This is a genomic window from Mesorhizobium sp. USDA 3734, assembly GCF_056279665.1.
In genome coordinates this window covers 2,585,315-2,601,362 of the sequence record NZ_JBWCCW010000001.1, presented here as the reverse complement: position 1 = coordinate 2,601,362, position 16,048 = coordinate 2,585,315, and the positions used below count along the sequence as shown (strand labels likewise).

General features: G+C 61.8%; 16 protein-coding genes and 1 tRNA gene. 5 read left to right on the top strand and 12 right to left on the bottom strand.

What is annotated here, in order from left to right:
- Positions 1 to 18: 18 nt before the first annotated feature.
- The 3 genes from ACZ89F_RS12390 to tig all read right to left on the bottom strand — a co-directional run bounded on the left by ACZ89F_RS12390 (position 19) and on the right by tig (position 2,767).
- On the bottom strand, positions 19 to 399 hold the full coding sequence (locus ACZ89F_RS12390; protein WP_183451564.1) for a c-type cytochrome: 381 nt from the start codon (positions 397 to 399) through the stop codon (positions 19 to 21).
- Between the two features lie 191 nt (positions 400 to 590).
- Entirely contained in the window at positions 591 to 1,115 is a 525-nt protein-coding gene (locus tag ACZ89F_RS12385) for a hypothetical protein (protein WP_476092160.1), read from the bottom strand.
- A 164-nt stretch (positions 1,116 to 1,279) separates the two neighbouring features.
- Complete coding sequence (tig, locus tag ACZ89F_RS12380) at positions 1,280 to 2,767, bottom strand: trigger factor (RefSeq protein ID WP_476092159.1); 1,488 nt, start codon at positions 2,765 to 2,767, stop codon at positions 1,280 to 1,282.
- Positions 2,768 to 3,123: 356 nt separating this feature from the next.
- On the opposite strand from tig, the gene ACZ89F_RS12375 reads away from it, so the two are divergent.
- Both ACZ89F_RS12375 and ACZ89F_RS12370 read left to right on the top strand, forming a co-directional pair.
- Positions 3,124 to 3,206 (top strand) — tRNA-Leu (locus ACZ89F_RS12375).
- Between the two features lie 150 nt (positions 3,207 to 3,356).
- Positions 3,357 to 4,568, top strand: a complete 1,212-nt coding sequence (locus tag ACZ89F_RS12370) for an MFS transporter (protein ID WP_476092158.1) — start codon at positions 3,357 to 3,359, stop codon at positions 4,566 to 4,568.
- A 9-nt stretch (positions 4,569 to 4,577) separates the two neighbouring features.
- On the opposite strand, the gene ACZ89F_RS12365 is transcribed toward ACZ89F_RS12370, so the two are convergent.
- From ACZ89F_RS12365 to ACZ89F_RS12355, 3 genes are read right to left on the bottom strand one after another with little or no spacing between them, the layout of a single operon-like run.
- Entirely contained in the window at positions 4,578 to 6,026 is a 1,449-nt protein-coding gene (locus ACZ89F_RS12365) for an aromatic amino acid lyase (protein WP_476092157.1), read from the bottom strand.
- Between the two features lie 43 nt (positions 6,027 to 6,069).
- Positions 6,070 to 6,654, bottom strand: coding sequence for a GDYXXLXY domain-containing protein (locus ACZ89F_RS12360; RefSeq protein WP_476092156.1), 585 nt, complete (start codon positions 6,652 to 6,654; stop codon positions 6,070 to 6,072).
- Positions 6,651 to 7,769 (bottom strand): DUF2157 domain-containing protein, encoded by a 1,119-nt coding sequence (locus ACZ89F_RS12355; RefSeq protein WP_476092155.1) that lies wholly within the window; start codon positions 7,767 to 7,769, stop codon positions 6,651 to 6,653. The genes ACZ89F_RS12360 and ACZ89F_RS12355 overlap by 4 nt, the downstream gene beginning before the upstream one ends.
- 237 nt (positions 7,770 to 8,006) lie before the next feature.
- On the opposite strand from ACZ89F_RS12355, the gene ACZ89F_RS12350 reads away from it, so the two are divergent.
- The 3 genes from ACZ89F_RS12350 to trmFO all read left to right on the top strand — a co-directional run bounded on the left by ACZ89F_RS12350 (position 8,007) and on the right by trmFO (position 10,146).
- Complete coding sequence (locus tag ACZ89F_RS12350; RefSeq protein ID WP_013531315.1) at positions 8,007 to 8,147, top strand: DUF1127 domain-containing protein; 141 nt, start codon at positions 8,007 to 8,009, stop codon at positions 8,145 to 8,147.
- A 49-nt stretch (positions 8,148 to 8,196) separates the two neighbouring features.
- Entirely contained in the window at positions 8,197 to 8,337 is a 141-nt protein-coding gene (locus ACZ89F_RS12345; RefSeq protein WP_140633601.1) for a DUF1127 domain-containing protein, read from the top strand.
- A gap of 390 nt (positions 8,338 to 8,727) precedes the next feature.
- Positions 8,728 to 10,146 carry a methylenetetrahydrofolate--tRNA-(uracil(54)-C(5))-methyltransferase (FADH(2)-oxidizing) TrmFO gene (gene trmFO, locus ACZ89F_RS12340; protein ID WP_476092154.1) on the top strand — a complete coding sequence of 473 codons (1,419 nt, stop codon included), beginning with the start codon at positions 8,728 to 8,730 and terminating at the stop codon, positions 10,144 to 10,146.
- 5 nt (positions 10,147 to 10,151) lie between these two features.
- Here trmFO and ACZ89F_RS12335 read toward each other — a convergent pair whose 3' ends face one another.
- The 6 genes from ACZ89F_RS12335 to yajC all read right to left on the bottom strand — a co-directional run bounded on the left by ACZ89F_RS12335 (position 10,152) and on the right by yajC (position 15,826).
- Complete coding sequence (locus tag ACZ89F_RS12335) at positions 10,152 to 11,102, bottom strand: sterol desaturase family protein (RefSeq protein WP_476092153.1); 951 nt, start codon at positions 11,100 to 11,102, stop codon at positions 10,152 to 10,154.
- Positions 11,102 to 11,536, bottom strand: a complete 435-nt coding sequence (locus ACZ89F_RS12330) for a hypothetical protein (RefSeq protein WP_476092152.1) — start codon at positions 11,534 to 11,536, stop codon at positions 11,102 to 11,104. The genes ACZ89F_RS12335 and ACZ89F_RS12330 overlap by 1 nt, the downstream gene beginning before the upstream one ends.
- Positions 11,537 to 11,621: 85 nt before the next feature.
- On the bottom strand, positions 11,622 to 12,464 hold the full coding sequence (locus ACZ89F_RS12325) for a phytoene/squalene synthase family protein (protein ID WP_476092151.1): 843 nt from the start codon (positions 12,462 to 12,464) through the stop codon (positions 11,622 to 11,624).
- A gap of 1 nt (position 12,465) precedes the next feature.
- The gene (locus tag ACZ89F_RS12320) at positions 12,466 to 12,858 is read right to left on the bottom strand and encodes an Mth938-like domain-containing protein (RefSeq protein WP_476092150.1); all 393 of its coding nucleotides are present in this window, start codon (positions 12,856 to 12,858) and stop codon (positions 12,466 to 12,468) included.
- A gap of 28 nt (positions 12,859 to 12,886) precedes the next feature.
- Positions 12,887 to 15,436 (bottom strand): protein translocase subunit SecDF, encoded by a 2,550-nt coding sequence (gene secDF / locus ACZ89F_RS12315; protein ID WP_476092149.1) that lies wholly within the window; start codon positions 15,434 to 15,436, stop codon positions 12,887 to 12,889.
- A gap of 51 nt (positions 15,437 to 15,487) precedes the next feature.
- On the bottom strand, positions 15,488 to 15,826 hold the full coding sequence (gene yajC, locus ACZ89F_RS12310) for a preprotein translocase subunit YajC (RefSeq protein WP_013531305.1): 339 nt from the start codon (positions 15,824 to 15,826) through the stop codon (positions 15,488 to 15,490).
- Between the last annotated feature and the right edge of the window lie 222 nt (positions 15,827 to 16,048).

The following is a 16,048-nucleotide window of genomic DNA, read 5'->3' as shown; positions in this document are numbered from 1 at the left end:
CATGGCAGAGGAGCCGGGTTACTTGGAGAACGTTTTCAGATAGGCAATGACGTTGGCCACATCTGCATCGTTCTTGAGGCCGGGAAACGCCATCTTGGTCCCTTTGACCATGGCCTTGGGATCGTGAAGATAGGTCGTCAATGTTGGTTCGTCCCATTTGACGCCGGATTTTCCGGCCGCAATCATGGCATCGGAATATTTGAAATCCGGATGCGTACCGGCGGTGCGGCCGATGACGCCGTGCAGCGATGGACCGATCTTGTTCTTGTCCTCGTCTGCGATGTGGCAGACCTTGCATTTGGTGAAGACCTTCTCGCCAGCCGCAGTATCCTGGGCCTGCGATGGATTGGCGACGAAGGTTGCAACAGACACGACGGCGAAAAACGCGACTAAGCGCATGACTTTTCCTCCCTGATCGTCAAATGTGCCTGAGATGATCTGCGCATGCCGGTACCCAGCAAGGCACCTTGCACGGCGGAACAGGATTATTCGCTTCTCCCCATATGGAACTGCGGCACCTATGTACCACAGAATCTGACCGGCAGGTAGAAGAGGTCAACCGTACAAAGGTTTAGGTGGTCTGAAGCCGCTCAAGGTACATCCGTGTTGCAGCTGCCGGCAACCTGGTTGACCGCTTCGCCGAACCCGGCGAGGTCGAAATCGGCCTCGCCGCGTCCCGACAGCAGCCCGAACCGCCACGAAAGCTGGAGCCGGTTCGCGGCGACGAGGCGCCTGATGCCATCGGCGCCATCGCGCACCAGCATCCTGCCACGCGGCCCAACCGACCAGCTTTCATCGAACTTGCTGCCCTGGTCGAGCGTGACCGACATGGTGATCTTGCGGCTGGCCGAGACGCCATCGTTCAGTTGCAGCCATTCGGTCCAATGCGGCTCGCCGTTTGCCCGGCAGGCAATGGTCAGGATCGGGCTGTAGCTCAAGGCGCCGCCGCCGGTGATCAGCTTGTTGGTGGCGTACACGGAAGCCTTGACGAGGCCATCTTCGCCCGTTTCGAACCGCCAATTGTCAGGCACCGTATCGGCTCGGGCAATGCCGCAGACCGAGACAAGGACCAGCGCGATTGCCGCGGCGTGTCCCAATTCGACGAACAGTCTCAACACGCCCTCCAACAGCCAAGCGGCTTTCAATAAGAGCGCAGATAATGATCAAAGCTTGGTCGCCACAGGCCATCGCTCGCGAAGCGTGCCGGCTGTTGCAGTTTGGCAACGAAAAAGGCCGCCTCGAGGGCGGCCTTTCCTGTTTCAGCGGAGCGCTGGTGTCGTCAGGCGTCCTTGGCGGCCTTCTTCTTCGGTGCGGCCTTCTTCTTGGGCTCTTCCGCGTCGTCGCCAGATTTGGCATCGCTCGTCTTGTCGTCGGCCTTCTTGGCGGCGGCTTTCTTCGCCGGCTTCGCCTTGACGGCGGTTTCGTCCTCCTCGTCGTCGGCCATCAGCTCTTCCTTGCTGACCTTGACGTCGGTGACCGAAATCTGGCCGAGCAGATGGTCGACCACCTTCTCCTCGAACATCGGCGCCCGCAACGTGTTCAACGCTTCCGGGTTGTTGCGGTAGAACTCGAAGACTTCCTGCTGCTGGTTGCCCGGATAGCGGCGCACCTGCTCGAACAGGCCGCGCTGCAACTCCTCGTCCGATACGGTGACACCGGCCTTCTCGCCGATTTCAGCCAGCACCAGGCCGAGGCGCACGCGGCGCTCGGCAAGCCGCAGATACTCGGCACGCGCCTCGTCTTCCGTCGTCTCTTCGTCGGCGAAGGTGCGTCCGGCTGCTTCCAGGTCACGATTGACCTGCGCCCAGATGTTGTTGAACTCGGCATCGACGAGCTTCGACGGCGCCTCGAACGAGTAGGCCGCGTCGAGCTGGTCGAGCAGCTGGCGCTTGACCTTCTGGCGCGTCATGGCGCCGAACTGGTTCTCGATCTGGCCGCGCACGACGTCGCGCAGGCGCTCCAGCGACTCCAGGCCGAGTTTCTTGGCGGTCTCGTCGTTGATTTCCAGCGCGCCGGGCTGGGACACTTCCTTGACGGTGACGTCGAAGGTCGCTTCCTTGCCGGCCAGATGCGCTGCCTGGTAGTTTTCCGGGAAGGTCACGGTGACCTGCTTTTCGTCACCGGCCTTGGCGCCGACAAGCTGATCCTCGAAGCCGGGGATGAACTCCTTCGAGCCAAGCACCAGCGGCTGATCGGTGCCGGCGCCGCCATTGAAGGCCTCGCCATCGATCTTTCCGACATAGTCGATGGAGACGCGGTCGCCATTGGCGGCCTTGCCCGTCTTCGGCTCGTAGCTGCGTGCCGATTCGGCAACGCGCTGGACCTGCTCGTCGATCTCGGTGTCCGGCACGTCGAACACCTGGCGGGTCACCTTGATGTCGGAGAAATCCTTGATCTCGATCGCCGGAATGATCTCGTAGTTGAGGCGGAACTCGAAATCGGCGCCGCCGGCCAGGATCTTCTCGGCTTCCTTCTCGTCCTCGGTCATGATGACTTCGGGCTGCATGGCAGCCTTTTCGCCACGCCCGGTGATGATCGAACGGGTCGAATCGTTGAGGATTTCGTTGACCACTTCGGCCATGAACGACTTGCCGTAGACCTTGCGCAGGTGCTGCACCGGCACCTTGCCGGGACGGAAGCCGTTGATGCGGACCTTGTTCCTGGCATCCGAGAGCCGCGCCATCAGCTTGGCTTCCATGTCACCGGCCGGCACGGTGATCTTGATCTCGCGCTTGAGACCGGAGTTGAGCGTTTCGGTGACCTGCATCGTAAAACCTTTGTTTTCACCAATGAGACTGCCACGGCCTCTGCCGTTTACAGCCTGCCGGTATATTCTTGCCGGGAATGGCTTTTGGTACGGAACCTGGCGATTTGACCGAAAATACGGCTCAAACTCTCCCAAACTGCGTTCCAAAATGTGAATAAGTTCTTGTTTTTCCTACTTCTTATCACATTCTGTAGAAGCGGATCGTCGCGTCCCGTCACATTTGACACGCCTTTTGTCACAGGCGAGGCTAATTTTCAACAGTCTTCGCATATCGGCGAACAACCACCATTTTGGCCCTGACCCAACATCTTGTCTGACATTGACAGAATGATGGCTACATGGGATTGCCGGTCCATGCGGGTATGGCGGAACTGGTAGACGCACCAGATTTAGGTTCTGGCGAGAGATCGTGGGGGTTCGAGTCCCTCTACCCGCACCACCCTTCGCTCGTTAGACGAAGGATTGTCCTCCGAAGCCTTGGCGAAGGAGGACTGGCGCGGATTCGAACTCTCCGTTCAGCCCGCAGCGTCATCAAACCGACATGCAGGGTCTGCTAGCAGCCAGATTTTGCTATTGGCTGGCAGGCTGCATGCGCTTCGCGATACCGGACAAGACAATCGTTCGAACCCTGATCGTTCTCGCGATTGCCCAGCTTGTTGGCTGGGGCACGGTAGGCCTATTGGCCATTGTCGGCAGGCAGATCGCCGCCGACCTTCATATGAGCATGGCCGCCATGTTTGCCGGCAATTCGGTCTTCTATGTGGCCATGGGCCTGTCGGCGCCCTGGCTGGCCAAGGCATTCACAAGGCTTGGCGCTCGCAACGTGATGATTGTCGGAACAACCCTTGCCGCACCGGGCTTTGTCCTGCTGGCTCTGACGCATGGACCCGCCCTTTATTTCACGGCATGGGTGGTGCTCGGCACGGCTGGCAGCGCAACGCTGACGACCGCAGCCTATATCATGCTCAACGAGATTGCCGGCAGCAACACCAAGAGCGCGATCAGCGCGCTAATGCTGGTGACGGGATTGTCCAGCAGCATCTTTTGGCCGACCACCGCGTTCCTGTCCGAGATGGTAGGCTGGAGGACTACCTGCCTCATCTACGCGGCGGCGATGGTTTTGGTGTGCCTCCCGCTCTATTTCTTCGGATTGCCGCGCCGGGCGACGACGAAGAACGCTCCTCGATTGCCGTCCACCACGGATAAAGAGCCGGCTTTGGTTGTGCAGAAGAGCACGTTCTACCTCATTGTTTGCGCGATCACGCTGAATGCTTTCGTCACCTTTGGCTTCAGTGCCGTGCTGATAGAACTTCTCAAGATCGAAGGATTGCCGCCATCCGAGGCAATTGCCTTCGGGTCGATGCTGGGGGTGCTTCAAGTCGGCGCCAGAGGCCTCGATATCCTGGGCGGTGGACGATGGGACGGGATCACCACCGGCCTGTTTGCAGGCATCGCTTTGCCACTTGCGATGCTGCTCCTGATGGCCGGCGAAGGCGCGCTTTGGTCGATTGCCTCCTTCATCCTCCTCTACGGTCTAGGCAGCGGCACGCTTGCGGTCGCTCGTGCGACCATACCCTTGGTGTTCTACGACAAGTCAGCCTATGCGAGAGCCGCATCGCACATCGCCTTGCCACTCAACCTGATCTCCGCGCTTTCGCCGCCGGTCCTGGCAGGCCTGTTAACGCATTCCGGCGGCAATGCCGTGCTTTGGCTCGCCATGTTGTGCTCATGCAGCGCGCTTCTGGTCCTGCTGCGACTGAGCCGCCGACGTCCGCAAATCGGTGCCGTTGCTCCGGCCTGACAAGCCTGGCTAGGGCTCGAAGACCTGGCGGGTGAACCATGCGCTCAAATTTGCAAGCTCCGGCCCCAGCACGCGATCGTCGTCGACAGGCGGGACGATCTTTCTGACCTCAGTGACGAATGATTGCAGCGCTAGCGGTGGCGCGCGTTCGGTGACGTGCAGCGCCTGGGAGGCGATCATCGCCAGCATTGCCATGGCGGCATCGACGCAGCGTCCGGCGGTCGCTTCCTTGGTCCATGCGAAGAACGCCGTCGTGGCGACATCGTCCTGCCCGGCGCCGGCCGACTCCGTGCCCGGAATGAAGGTGCGCTGCGCGGCCAGCTTGGCCTGCTCGAGATAGCCGGTGATAGCCATCGGCACGTAGCCGACATTGCCGTGGCCGTCGCTGTCGGCTGAGTGCCGTCCGGTCATCAGGAGATCCGGCAGCAGCGACACCTTGCCGTTGAGGAGCTTTGAGGCGTGGCGGTCGCAAAGCAGGCAGATATCGGCCCATATCGCCGCCAGATCGTCCAGCGCCGGCGTCGCCATGGCGTTGTGATAGCCGCCCGTGCTGATGCAGCGGCCGAGTGGATGTGCATCGTCGGGCGGGATGTAGACCGGATTGTCCGATATCGAGGCCAGTGACACGGTGGCCGCGCGCTCGGCTGTCGACAATGCGCGATGCGCCTGGCCGAGGACGCGCGGCACGATGCGGTAGCTGACCGGAGCCTGATAGTTGCGTCGCCCATCGCCGGCGCCGACCAGAAATTCCCGCAACCCCTGCAGGGCCGCCGCCTCATGCTCATCGCCCCACAGCACGTCGAGGGCCGCGTCATAGTGCTCGAGAGGCGCACGAAAGGCTTCGATCGACAGCGCGAACACTTTTTGCGCCATGCGGATGCGGCGGCGTGCCGCGAGTGCCGCGTCGGCCACCAGCGCGGCAGCGCAAGGCGAACCGTTGATCAGCGAGCCCCGCTCCTTGACCTCAAGGTCGAAGCGCGTCGAAAGTTCGGCAAACAAGGGGTAGAGCGCCAGGATCTCGCCGGCGCCGCCTTGGCCCCAGGCCGGCACCTTTGGCATCGGCCCACCGTCCAGCATCGCGGCAACGGCAAGCGCTATGCGCGGTGTGGTGGCGGCATTGCCCTCGATGAAATTCGTCAGGCGGGCAAGCACGATCGCCCTGACCACGCGATCCGGCAAGGGATCGCCGAAGGAGGTCGCGGCGGCGAACGCCTTGATGCGCGCATGGCGGTCCCGCTCGTCAGCTTCGAGCTTGCGGCTCGCCAACTCCCCCATGGCTGTGGTGACGCCATAGATGACCGGTGGCGGATCGGATTCAATCAGCTTGAGGAAGGAAGCACGGCATTCGGCGATGCGCTGCAGTGCCTTCTCGGCGATCTCCACCGTGTCCTTCTTCCAGGCGACGCGAAAAACAGTGTCGAGGTTGATGTCCTCACGCGCAGACAGGCTAACTGGCATGCTTCACACCACGGTATGGATGCTAATACGGCAGGTACGAATACTAATAGAGTGGCTCCTCGAACAGCGTCTTGTCGCCGTCCACCAGCGCCTTGATCTGCGCGGTGCCGTCACCGGCGAGCGCGAGGCGGATGCCGAACGGCCGCACCCGCATGTCGTTCTGGATCGCCATCCCCTCGCCTTCCGGCAGATAGAAGCGCTCGATGCCGTAGTCCGGCGCGATGGTCGCCTCTTCGCCGCGAAGATCCCAGCCCTCGGCGACGTGGCCCGATATATCGGCTTCGTCGGCAGCGGCCGGCGTTGGCGCCTTGCCGAACCAGGCGGTCGTCGGCTGCCAATAGCCGTCGGCGCCTTTCTTCAGGCGGACGACAATCGACGTATCGTCGCTGGAAAGTTTGTCGGACGGAATATTGGCGATCATTTTCACCGGTATGCGCGAAATCTCGTAGCCCAGGATGATATAGTCGCCGCGCAGGAGATCACGCGGATCGACGGGCTCGACCTTCAGCAGCACTTCCTTGCCGCTGCGCAGGATTGCCGCGCGGCCGGCGATGATCCAGCTCAGGAAGCCGATCTGGACAAGCGCCAGCACCAGCGCCGAGATGACAAGTCTTTTCCCGGTCATCATGCCGTGGCTCCCTTGGTGACTGGACCCTTCATGCGTTTTTCCACACGGATGATGACCAGGGCAAGGATGCCGAGCAGCACCGCGGCGGCAAGGAAGAAGCCGGCCGTATCGAGCATCGATTGCAAGGTCACCACATAAATGATGGCGAGTTCGAAGGCGAAGCCGGCATAGGCAAGCCAGCGCAGACCGCGGCTCTCCCGACCTGCCAGCACGATTGCGGCGACGATGCCGGCCAGCGCGAGCACCGAAGCGATGGCGAAACCGTTGCTGTAAGTGCTTTCATCGGCCAGCTCGAACTGGATCATCGCCAGACCGGTGAGGAAGCCGAGCAGCGCATGCAAGGGCAACCGGCCGCCAAGCTGCACGATCTTGTCGACCGGGTCCGGCGCGAAGATCGAGGCCGCGAACAGCAGCGCTGAGACGATGACCAGCGGGATCGCCACCTGCAGCGTGTCGTGGTTGGTGACCAGCAGCACCAGATAGAACAGCACCGACAGGATGATCAGGTGCCGCGCCGGCTGGCTGCGGGTCCAGAATGACACGGCAAACAGCACGATCGCCATGACGACGAAGGCATGCGGAAATTCGCTGCGGCTGTAATAATCGAAGCCTTTCAGGAACAGCCAGGCATCGGCAATTCCGACCGAAGCCACGGTCAGAGGATTCGAGCGCAGCGCCACCGCCGCCAGTGCCGTGCCGGCGCCCCAGGTGACCAGAGCCGACGCCTCGTCGCCCGTGAGATGATACATCTGGCCGATCAGCGCGATCGAGCCGCCAAAAGCAGCCGCCGCCACGATCCACAGCGCCTCGCCGATCGCCGCATGGTCGCGCGTCTTCAAGAGCGCGCCGCCAACATAGCCGCCAAGAATGACGGCAAAGAGTGCCAGAACGCGCGCCAGCCTCGGAATCGCGTCCCAGTTGGCGGCGACGAAAATCAGGATTGCGGCGCCGAACAGCAAGGCGGCCATCATCGCCAGGATAGAGCCGAAGCTGAGCGACTTGCGCTCGTTGGCCTCGACATCGCGCGCCAGGGAATCGGCAATGGTGGCGTCGATCAGCCCGCTCTTCTGCCAGCGCGCGATATCCGCCCTGACCCGCGACGAATAACTCGCCATCCCCGCTTCTCCCCCAGTTTGGTCTTTTTTTCAGCCGATCCGGTCAAACCGTTGACGCTAAGGCATTTTCCGATTCGGGTTTCTTTGTGTCAGGTCCGTGAACGCTCGTTAATGTTGCATTGCACAATTTGCATTGCTGCCATGCAGCCATAGCGCTTTTAAATCGATATGTGTCCGCCTATTTATGGTTCGTACACAAACGGAATGATCCGCAAGAAAGACGAAACGAGAACTACCATGAACCTGATCCGCAACTACCGCAACTGGCGCCGCTACAGGGACACCGTGTCCGAGCTGAGCCGCCTGAGCAACCGTGAACTGACCGACCTCGGCATCAGCCGCAGCGACATTCCTTACGTCGCTCGCAAGGCGGTCTAATTCTTCGGACCGCGAATGGTCCGAACCAGTTTTGAAAAAGAGAACGACAATGAACCTGATCCGCAACTATCGTAACTGGCGCGTTTATCGCGAGACGGTTACCGAGCTGGGTCGCCTTTCGAACCGCCAGCTGCATGACCTCGGTATCGTCCGCGACGAAATCAAGACCATCGCCCGCCAGGCGATCTAACCAGAATTTCGCCAGGGTCGACCTCCTCCCCGACCCTGACGGATCCGGTCAACCTTCACCTCCTCCCGAGGGTTGACCACCAAAACGGCGCCCGCCGCACCTCCTCCCGCGGCGGGCGCTGTTTCCCGGGGCAAAACGAATTTTGCCCCAAAGGTTTCGCTCCTTTTCAAAAGCGACAAGAGATTTCGTCAAAGCCGACCTCCTCCCCGGCGATGACGAATACGGTCGGCCTTCACCTCCTCCCGAGGGTCGACCCCAAAAACGACACCCGCCGGACCTCCTCCCCCGGCGGGTGTTGTTGTTTTCAGGGGTTGATTCCCAGAGCTGCTGTTTGCCCCACACCACGCACGGCAATTGCAATCGCCGCACCAAGCGATTATTCCGGCGCTCATGAGCAAAAATCCCATCCACATCATTGGCGGCGGCCTCGCCGGCTCCGAAGCTGCCTGGCAGGCGGCGCAAGCGGGCGTTCCCGTCATCCTGCATGAAATGCGGCCCGTTCGCGGCACCGATGCCCACAAGACCGATAGCCTGGCCGAGCTCGTCTGTTCCAATTCCTTCCGCTCCGACGACGCCGACAACAACGCCGTCGGCCTGTTGCACGCCGAAATGCGGCTGGCCGGCTCGCTGGTCATGAGCGCAGGTGACGCCAACCAGGTGCCAGCCGGCGGTGCGCTTGCGGTCGACCGCGACGGATTCGCCGACGCGGTGACGAAACAACTCGAAGCACACCCGCTGATCACCATCCAGCGTGAGGAAATAGCGGGCCTGCCGCCGGCGGAGTGGGATCAGGCGATCATTGCCACGGGTCCATTGACCTCGCACTCACTTGCCCAGTCGATCGCCGAAGCGACCGGCGCCGATGCGCTGGCCTTCTTCGACGCCATCGCGCCGATCGTCCACTTCGACACGATCGACATGGATACCTGCTGGTTCCAATCGCGCTACGACAAGGTCGGACCCGGCGGCACCGGCAAAGACTACATCAATTGCCCCATGGACAAGGACCAGTACCTTGCCTTCGTGCAGGCGCTGGTCGATGGCCAGAAGACCGAATTCAAGCAATGGGAAGGCACACCCTATTTCGACGGCTGCCTGCCGATCGAAATCATGGCCGAGCGCGGCGTCGAGACGTTGCGCTACGGGCCGATGAAGCCGATGGGGCTGACCAACGCGCACAATCCGACGGTGAAGGCCTATGCTGTCGTCCAGCTGCGGCAGGACAATGCGCTGGGCACGCTCTACAACATGGTAGGTTTCCAGACAAAGCTGAAGCATGCCGAGCAGGTGCGCGTGTTCCGCACCATACCGGGTCTCGAAAACGCCGATTTCGCCCGCCTCGGTGGCTTGCATCGCAACACCTACATCAACTCGCCGACCTTGCTCGATGCTTCTCTGCAGCTGAAGTCGCGCCCGGGCCTGCGCTTTGCCGGACAGATCACCGGCTGCGAAGGCTATGTCGAAAGTGCCGCCATCGGCCTGCTCGCCGGCCGCTTCGCCGCCACTGAGCGGCTCGGCCAGGCACCGTCCCTGCCGCCGCTCACCACCGCTTTCGGCGCCTTGCTCAACCACATCACCGGCGGCCACATCGTCTCCGATGACGAACCAGGAAAGCGTTCCTTCCAGCCGATGAATGTCAATTTCGGCCTGTTCCCGCCCGTCGAAGCGCCGAAGACTGAGGGCAAACGCATGCGCGGCAAGGACAAGACATCAGCCAAGCGGCATGCCATCACCTCGCGCGCACGCGCCGATTGCCGGCAATGGCTGGGACTGCCGGTGCAAACGGAAACGGCCGAAGCGGCGGAGTAACCTCCCTATTCAGCAGGCTCGACACTCGCCATCGGCAGCCCCGGCTTTCCGGCCTCATCAGGATTTCTCCTGACATAGGCGGCCTTGAGACTCTCCGAGGTTTCGCGCGAGCCGTCATGGCTCCAGCCTGGCGGCTTGATCAGATAGTTCAAGCGATCACTCAAGGTCAGACCCGGCGCGAAGGCATCCCTGAACATGCCGATCCATTCATGGAACGCCACTTTCAGCGGATTGAAGGTGCCGAGATTCCTGACGATGCCATAGCGCGGCCGGTCCTCATCCAACTCCTCGACGAAGGTGCCGAACATGCGGTCCCAGATGATCAGCGTACCGGCATAATTGGCGTCGAGATAGCGCGGATTGGTGGCGTGGTGGACGCGGTGGTGCGACGGCGTGTTGAAGACGAACTCGAACCAGCCCCACATCTTGCCGATGGTCTCGGTGTGGATCCAGAACTGCCAGACCAGGTTGAAGCCGAAGGTGAAGGCGATGACCGCCGGGTGGAAGCCAAGCAGCACCAGCGGCGCCTGCAGCACGAACATGAAGGTGAACAGGCCGGTCCAGCTTTGCCGCAACGCTGTCGACAGATTGTAGTGCTGGCTGGAATGGTGGTTGACGTGTTCGGCCCACACCCAGCGCACCCGGTGTGCGATGCGGTGATAGACGTAGTAGCGCAGATCATCGAGCAGGAAGGCGGCCAGGAACACCCAGACCGACAGGCCGAGATTGAAGACGCGGAATTGCCAGAGCCACAGCAACGCCCAGTAGGACACGACGCCAAGCAGCAGCCCGGCAACGACATTGCCGGTGCCCATCATCAGGCTGGTCAAGGTGTCGCGCGTCTCGAACGAACCCTTGGCACGGCCGGTGCGCACCAACCAAAGCTCGATCAGGATCGCGACAACGAAGAACGGGATGGCCAGTTGGGTGACTTGCGGGAAATTGTAGCTGTCCATCACGCGGCCTCCCTGGCGGAATTCGGATGTTGCGGCTCAAGCGCTTCCAGCACGCCTTGCGCATCAACAGCGCTGGCAAAGCGGAAGCGGCCGCCCTTCCAGGTGAAATCGGCGAGCCGGAACGAGACCGTATTCACATCTCCGGCGTTCAAAACCGCGACATCTTGAGGCGTGACGATGCGGGTCAAGAAGCAGTCGCCGATGCTGTGAACGATCCCGATGCGCCCTCGCCCGATATCCAGAAACGCCGTCCTGGCATCCGCCGTCAGGCGCACCACAGTCGCCACCTCGTCGGGAAAATCCTCGGCGAAACGGCTCAGCGCCTGATCCGTTCCGGCAAGCGTCGCCGTCTTGCTGCCGCCGGTGAAATGCACCGCGGCAACCGACAGCGCAATGCCAAAAGCGACGATCGCGACCAGCAACGGCAAGCTCATGAATGGGTATCTCCTCCGAGCCGGCCTGTCGTCTGCGGCGACAGTTTTCGGCTCGGGGGAATCCTTAGCATGATTGACGTTTACGTCAAAGTGCCGGCCAGCCCTTGGTCGCACGACGCAGCAGCAGCCAATGCCGGCGCAAAGCCGATAGCCGCGCCACACCATCGAGCGGCGAGCCACTTTCCATTTTTGTCAGGTAGGCGCGCGACAGGGCCAGTGGCAGGAATGCCGGGCGCAGCGAGACAGGCAAGGCCGATGCGCCCTGTTCGAAGGCGGAAAAATGGTCGCGGGCCAGCGCGATCATTGCCGCCACCGCGCGCTTGGCGCCAGGACCGCCATCGCCGGTGATGAACTCCTGCGGCGAAGAGCCAGCCGCAGCAAGGATATCGGCCGGGATAAAACATTGCCCGCGTTTGCGGTGCAGCGGCAACAGGAGCAGCAGGCCGGTCATCGCCTGCGCACAGCCTGCCCTGCCCGCCAGTTCGGCAAAGCGCGGCGCCTCGCCGGGATCGAGCATCATCGCCGCAAGCTGGATGAGCGCGGCGGCCGTCTCGCCGCAATAGCCTTCCAGATCGGTGCGCGACGGCATCGGGTCGTCGTAGAGGTCGAAGATGCGCGCATCGAGCATGTTCTCGAAGGCCAGTTTCGGCAGGTTGAATGTCGCTATGGTGGCATTCAAGGCTTCAGCTGTGGGATGGCCGGCACCCGCCTCGCCGCCGGCGGCAATGACATCGCGCCACCATTGCAGCCGCACCTCGCCCGGCAGCGCCTCATGGATCCGATCGCGAATGCCTGCGATCTCGGCATTGAAGGCGTAGAGCGAAATCAGCGCGTCGCGCTTGTCGGCCGGCGCGTAGAGCGCGGTCAAATAGCGGTCATGGTCGGCGGCGCGCACCGCGTCCATGACGATTTTGCCATTCTGGGACATGTCAATCGACAGCGATGAGCGCGGCGGCCACGGCGCGCTCTTCCGCCAGAAGGACATTATAGGTCCGCACCGCGGCACCGGTAGACATCGGGTCGGACGCAATGCCTGCCGCCTTCAGCGCGGCCCGCAATGCGGCGGGCAATGGCCGGAGATCTCTACCCATGCCGACCAGCAGGATCTCGACCTTATCGGCCTCAGTCAGCAGCCTGTCGAAATCCGCCACCGTCAGCACCAAGGGGTCTGCCGGCTCCCAGCCATGGATGCCGGATGGCAGACATAGCAGCGAGCCGCGATGCGACATGTCGGCAAAGCGGAACCCGCCATTGCCGTAGGCCTCGATCGGCGCGCGGCCAGGGAAATGCGCTTCGCGGATGACGATGCCTTTGCCGGTCACCGTTTTGTCACCCCTTTGGGGCGGCGCGTCAGGTCGCGACCGCCTTGCCACCGCCGACCGGCTTCTCCTCGTCGGCCGTAGCCTGCGGCCGCAGCTTGAACAGGATCAGCAGGGGTGCAGCGATGAAGATCGACGAGTAGGTGCCGAAGACGACGCCGAACAGCATGGCCATCGTGAACGAGCGGATCACCTCGCCGCCGAACAGCACCAGCGCCAGCAGCGCCAGGATCGTCGTCACCGAGGTCAGCGTCGTTCTCGACAGCGTCTCGTTGATGGCGTTGTTCAAGAGTTGCGGCAGCGGCATGCGCTTGTATTTTCGCAGATCCTCTCGGACACGGTCATAGACCACGATCGTATCGTTCAGCGAATAGCCGATAATGGTCAGGATCGCCGCCAGCGATGACTGGTTGAACTCCAGTCCGGTGATGACGAAGAAGCCAAGTGTCATGACCACATCGTGCACCGTCGCAACGATGGCGCCAACCGCGAACTGCCATTCGAAGCGGAACCAGACATAGACCAGGATGCCGAGCAGCGCGATCAGCATGGCGATCGTGCCTTGCTTGGCGAGTTCTCCGGAGACGGTCGGTCCCACCACTTCGACGCGGCGGAAGTCATAATTGTCCTGCAGCTCGCCGCGCACCTTGTCGATGACGGTCTGCTCGGCATTCTCGCCACCATCCTGCGTCCCGACGCGGATCAACACGTCGTTCGGCGCACCGAACTGCTGCACCTGGACTTCGCCGATGTTGAGTTCCGTCAATCTGGCACGCAGGTCGGCAAGGTCGGCGTTGCCGCTCTTGGCCTGCACCTCGATCAGCGAGCCGCCCTTGAAATCGATGCCGTAATTGATGCCGACGGTCATGAACAACACCACCGACAGGATCGAAAGTGCGCTCGAGAGCGTGAACGTCCAGCGACGGATGCCCATGAAGGGAATCTTGGTGCCGGGCGGAACGAAGGTCACCGGCGCGCGCGGCAATTCCTTCGGGCGAGCACGGCGCAGCCAGATCGAGACCAGCAGTCGGGTGAAGGTGAAGGCGGTGAAGACGGTTGTCAGGATGCCGATCGCATACGTGATGGCAAAGCCCTTCACCGGTCCGGTACCGAGATAGAACAGCACCACGGTGGCGATCAGCGAGGTGATGTTGGAATCGACGATGGTCGCCAGCGCCTTGGTGAAACCGGTATCGATCGCCTGGATCACGGAGCGGCCGGCACGTCGCTCCTCGCGAATGCGCTCGTAGATCAGAACGTTGGAATCGACCGCCATGCCGATAGTCAGCACGATACCGGCGATGCCCGGCAAGGTCAGCGTCGCGCCAAGCACCGAGAGCACCCCGACGATCATAGCCACATGCACAGCCAGCGCGATGTTGGCGAGGAAGCCGAGGAAGCCATAGGCGACGAACATGAAGGCGACGACGAGGATAGAACCGATGATGCCGGCCACCTTGCCGGCATGGATGGAATCCTGGCCGAGACCCGGACCGACGGTGCGTTCTTCGATCACCGTCAATGTCGCGGGCAAGGCGCCGGCGCGCAACAGCACCGCGAGATCGTTGGCGCTCTGGGCGGTGAAATTGCCGGAGATCTGGCCGGTGCCGCCCAGGATCGGCTCACGGATCTGCGGCGCCGAAATCACCTGGTTGTCGAGGATGATGGCGAACAGCTTGCCGACATTCTGCGCGGTGGCCTGGCCGAAACGCGCCGCACCCTTCGAATCGAAGCGGAACGACACCACCGGCTCGTTGTTCTGCGAATTGTAGGTCGCCTGAGCATCGACGAGGTTTTCACCCGAGACGATGACGCGGTTCTCGATGAGATACGGAACCGGCGGATCGTCCTGCGAATACAGCACCGACGAGCCGGCAGGCGGACGGCCATTGAGCGCGTCCTGCACCGGCATCGACTGGTCGACCATCTGGAAGGTCAGCTTGGCGGTCTGGCCGAGGATTTCCTTCAGTCTTTGCGGGTCCTGGAGACCCGGCACCTGGACAAGAATACGGTCGTCGCCCTGCCGCTGCACGATAGGTTCGGTGGTGCCGAGTTCGTTGACGCGGCGCTCGACCACCTCGATCGACTGCGTCAATGCGGTCGATGTGCGATATTTGATGCCGGCATCGGTGACGTTGAACTTGAGCAGGCCGGGCTCGGAATCGTCGAGCGTCATTTCCTGGATGGAGCCGCCGGTGAACAGGCCGGCAGCGACCGGATCGGTCAGCGTCTTCAGCGCCGTCTTGGCGGCATCGACCTGGGCGGGGTCGGTGATGCGGACCTGCAAGGTCCGTCCGGTGCCGGCAAGGCCGGTATAGCCGATCTTGGCGTCGCGTAGCAGCGTGCGGATCTCGTCGCGCGTCGTCTCCAGCCGGTCCTTGATCAGATCGTTCTGATTCATCTCCAGCAGGATGTGCGAGCCGCCCTGCAGATCGAGGCCGAGCGTCATCTGACGCTTCGGCACCCAGCTGGGCAGTTGGGCCAAGGTGCTTGCGGGGATGAGGTTGGGCGCGGCGAGGATCACTGTGATGGCCACGGCCACCCAGATCAGGATCATCTTGAAGCGCGAAAAATACAGCATATGGCGTCGTCCGTCAGAGCGTGTCCGCGGATCGCTCCGCCTGAAATTGGATTATTTCTTGGCGTTCTGGTTCGCCACCGGCTCGCCCTTGACGCGCACATCGGCGATCGTCGAGCGCAGCGCCGTCACCTTCAAGCCATTACCGAGGTCGACCTCAAGCTCGTTATCGTCGATCACCTTTGTCACCTTGCCGACGAAGCCGCCCCCGGTGACGACCGTGTCGCCGCGACGAACGGCCGCCAGCATCTCGCCGCGCTTCTTCAGCTGCGTGCGCTGCGGCCGGATGATCAGAAAATACATGATCACGAAAATCAGGACAAACGGCAAAATGCTGATGAACATGTCGGGAGAAGCGCCGACGCCTTGGGCGTATGCCGGTGTCACGAACATCGAGGTACTCCTGAATTTTGAAAACAGCCGCCAATTTGGCGGCCCCTTGAAATTTGGCCGGAATATAGTCGGTAAAGTTGTCAATGCAACTGCGCGGCCGGCCAAATCGGCTGCTTTTCCGGCCTGTTGAGCCGTGTTAGAGCATGATCGCGAAAAGCGCGAGACCGTTTTCTCGGCCAAACGGTTTCCGTTTGTCCAGAGATCACGTTCAAACAAAAGGTT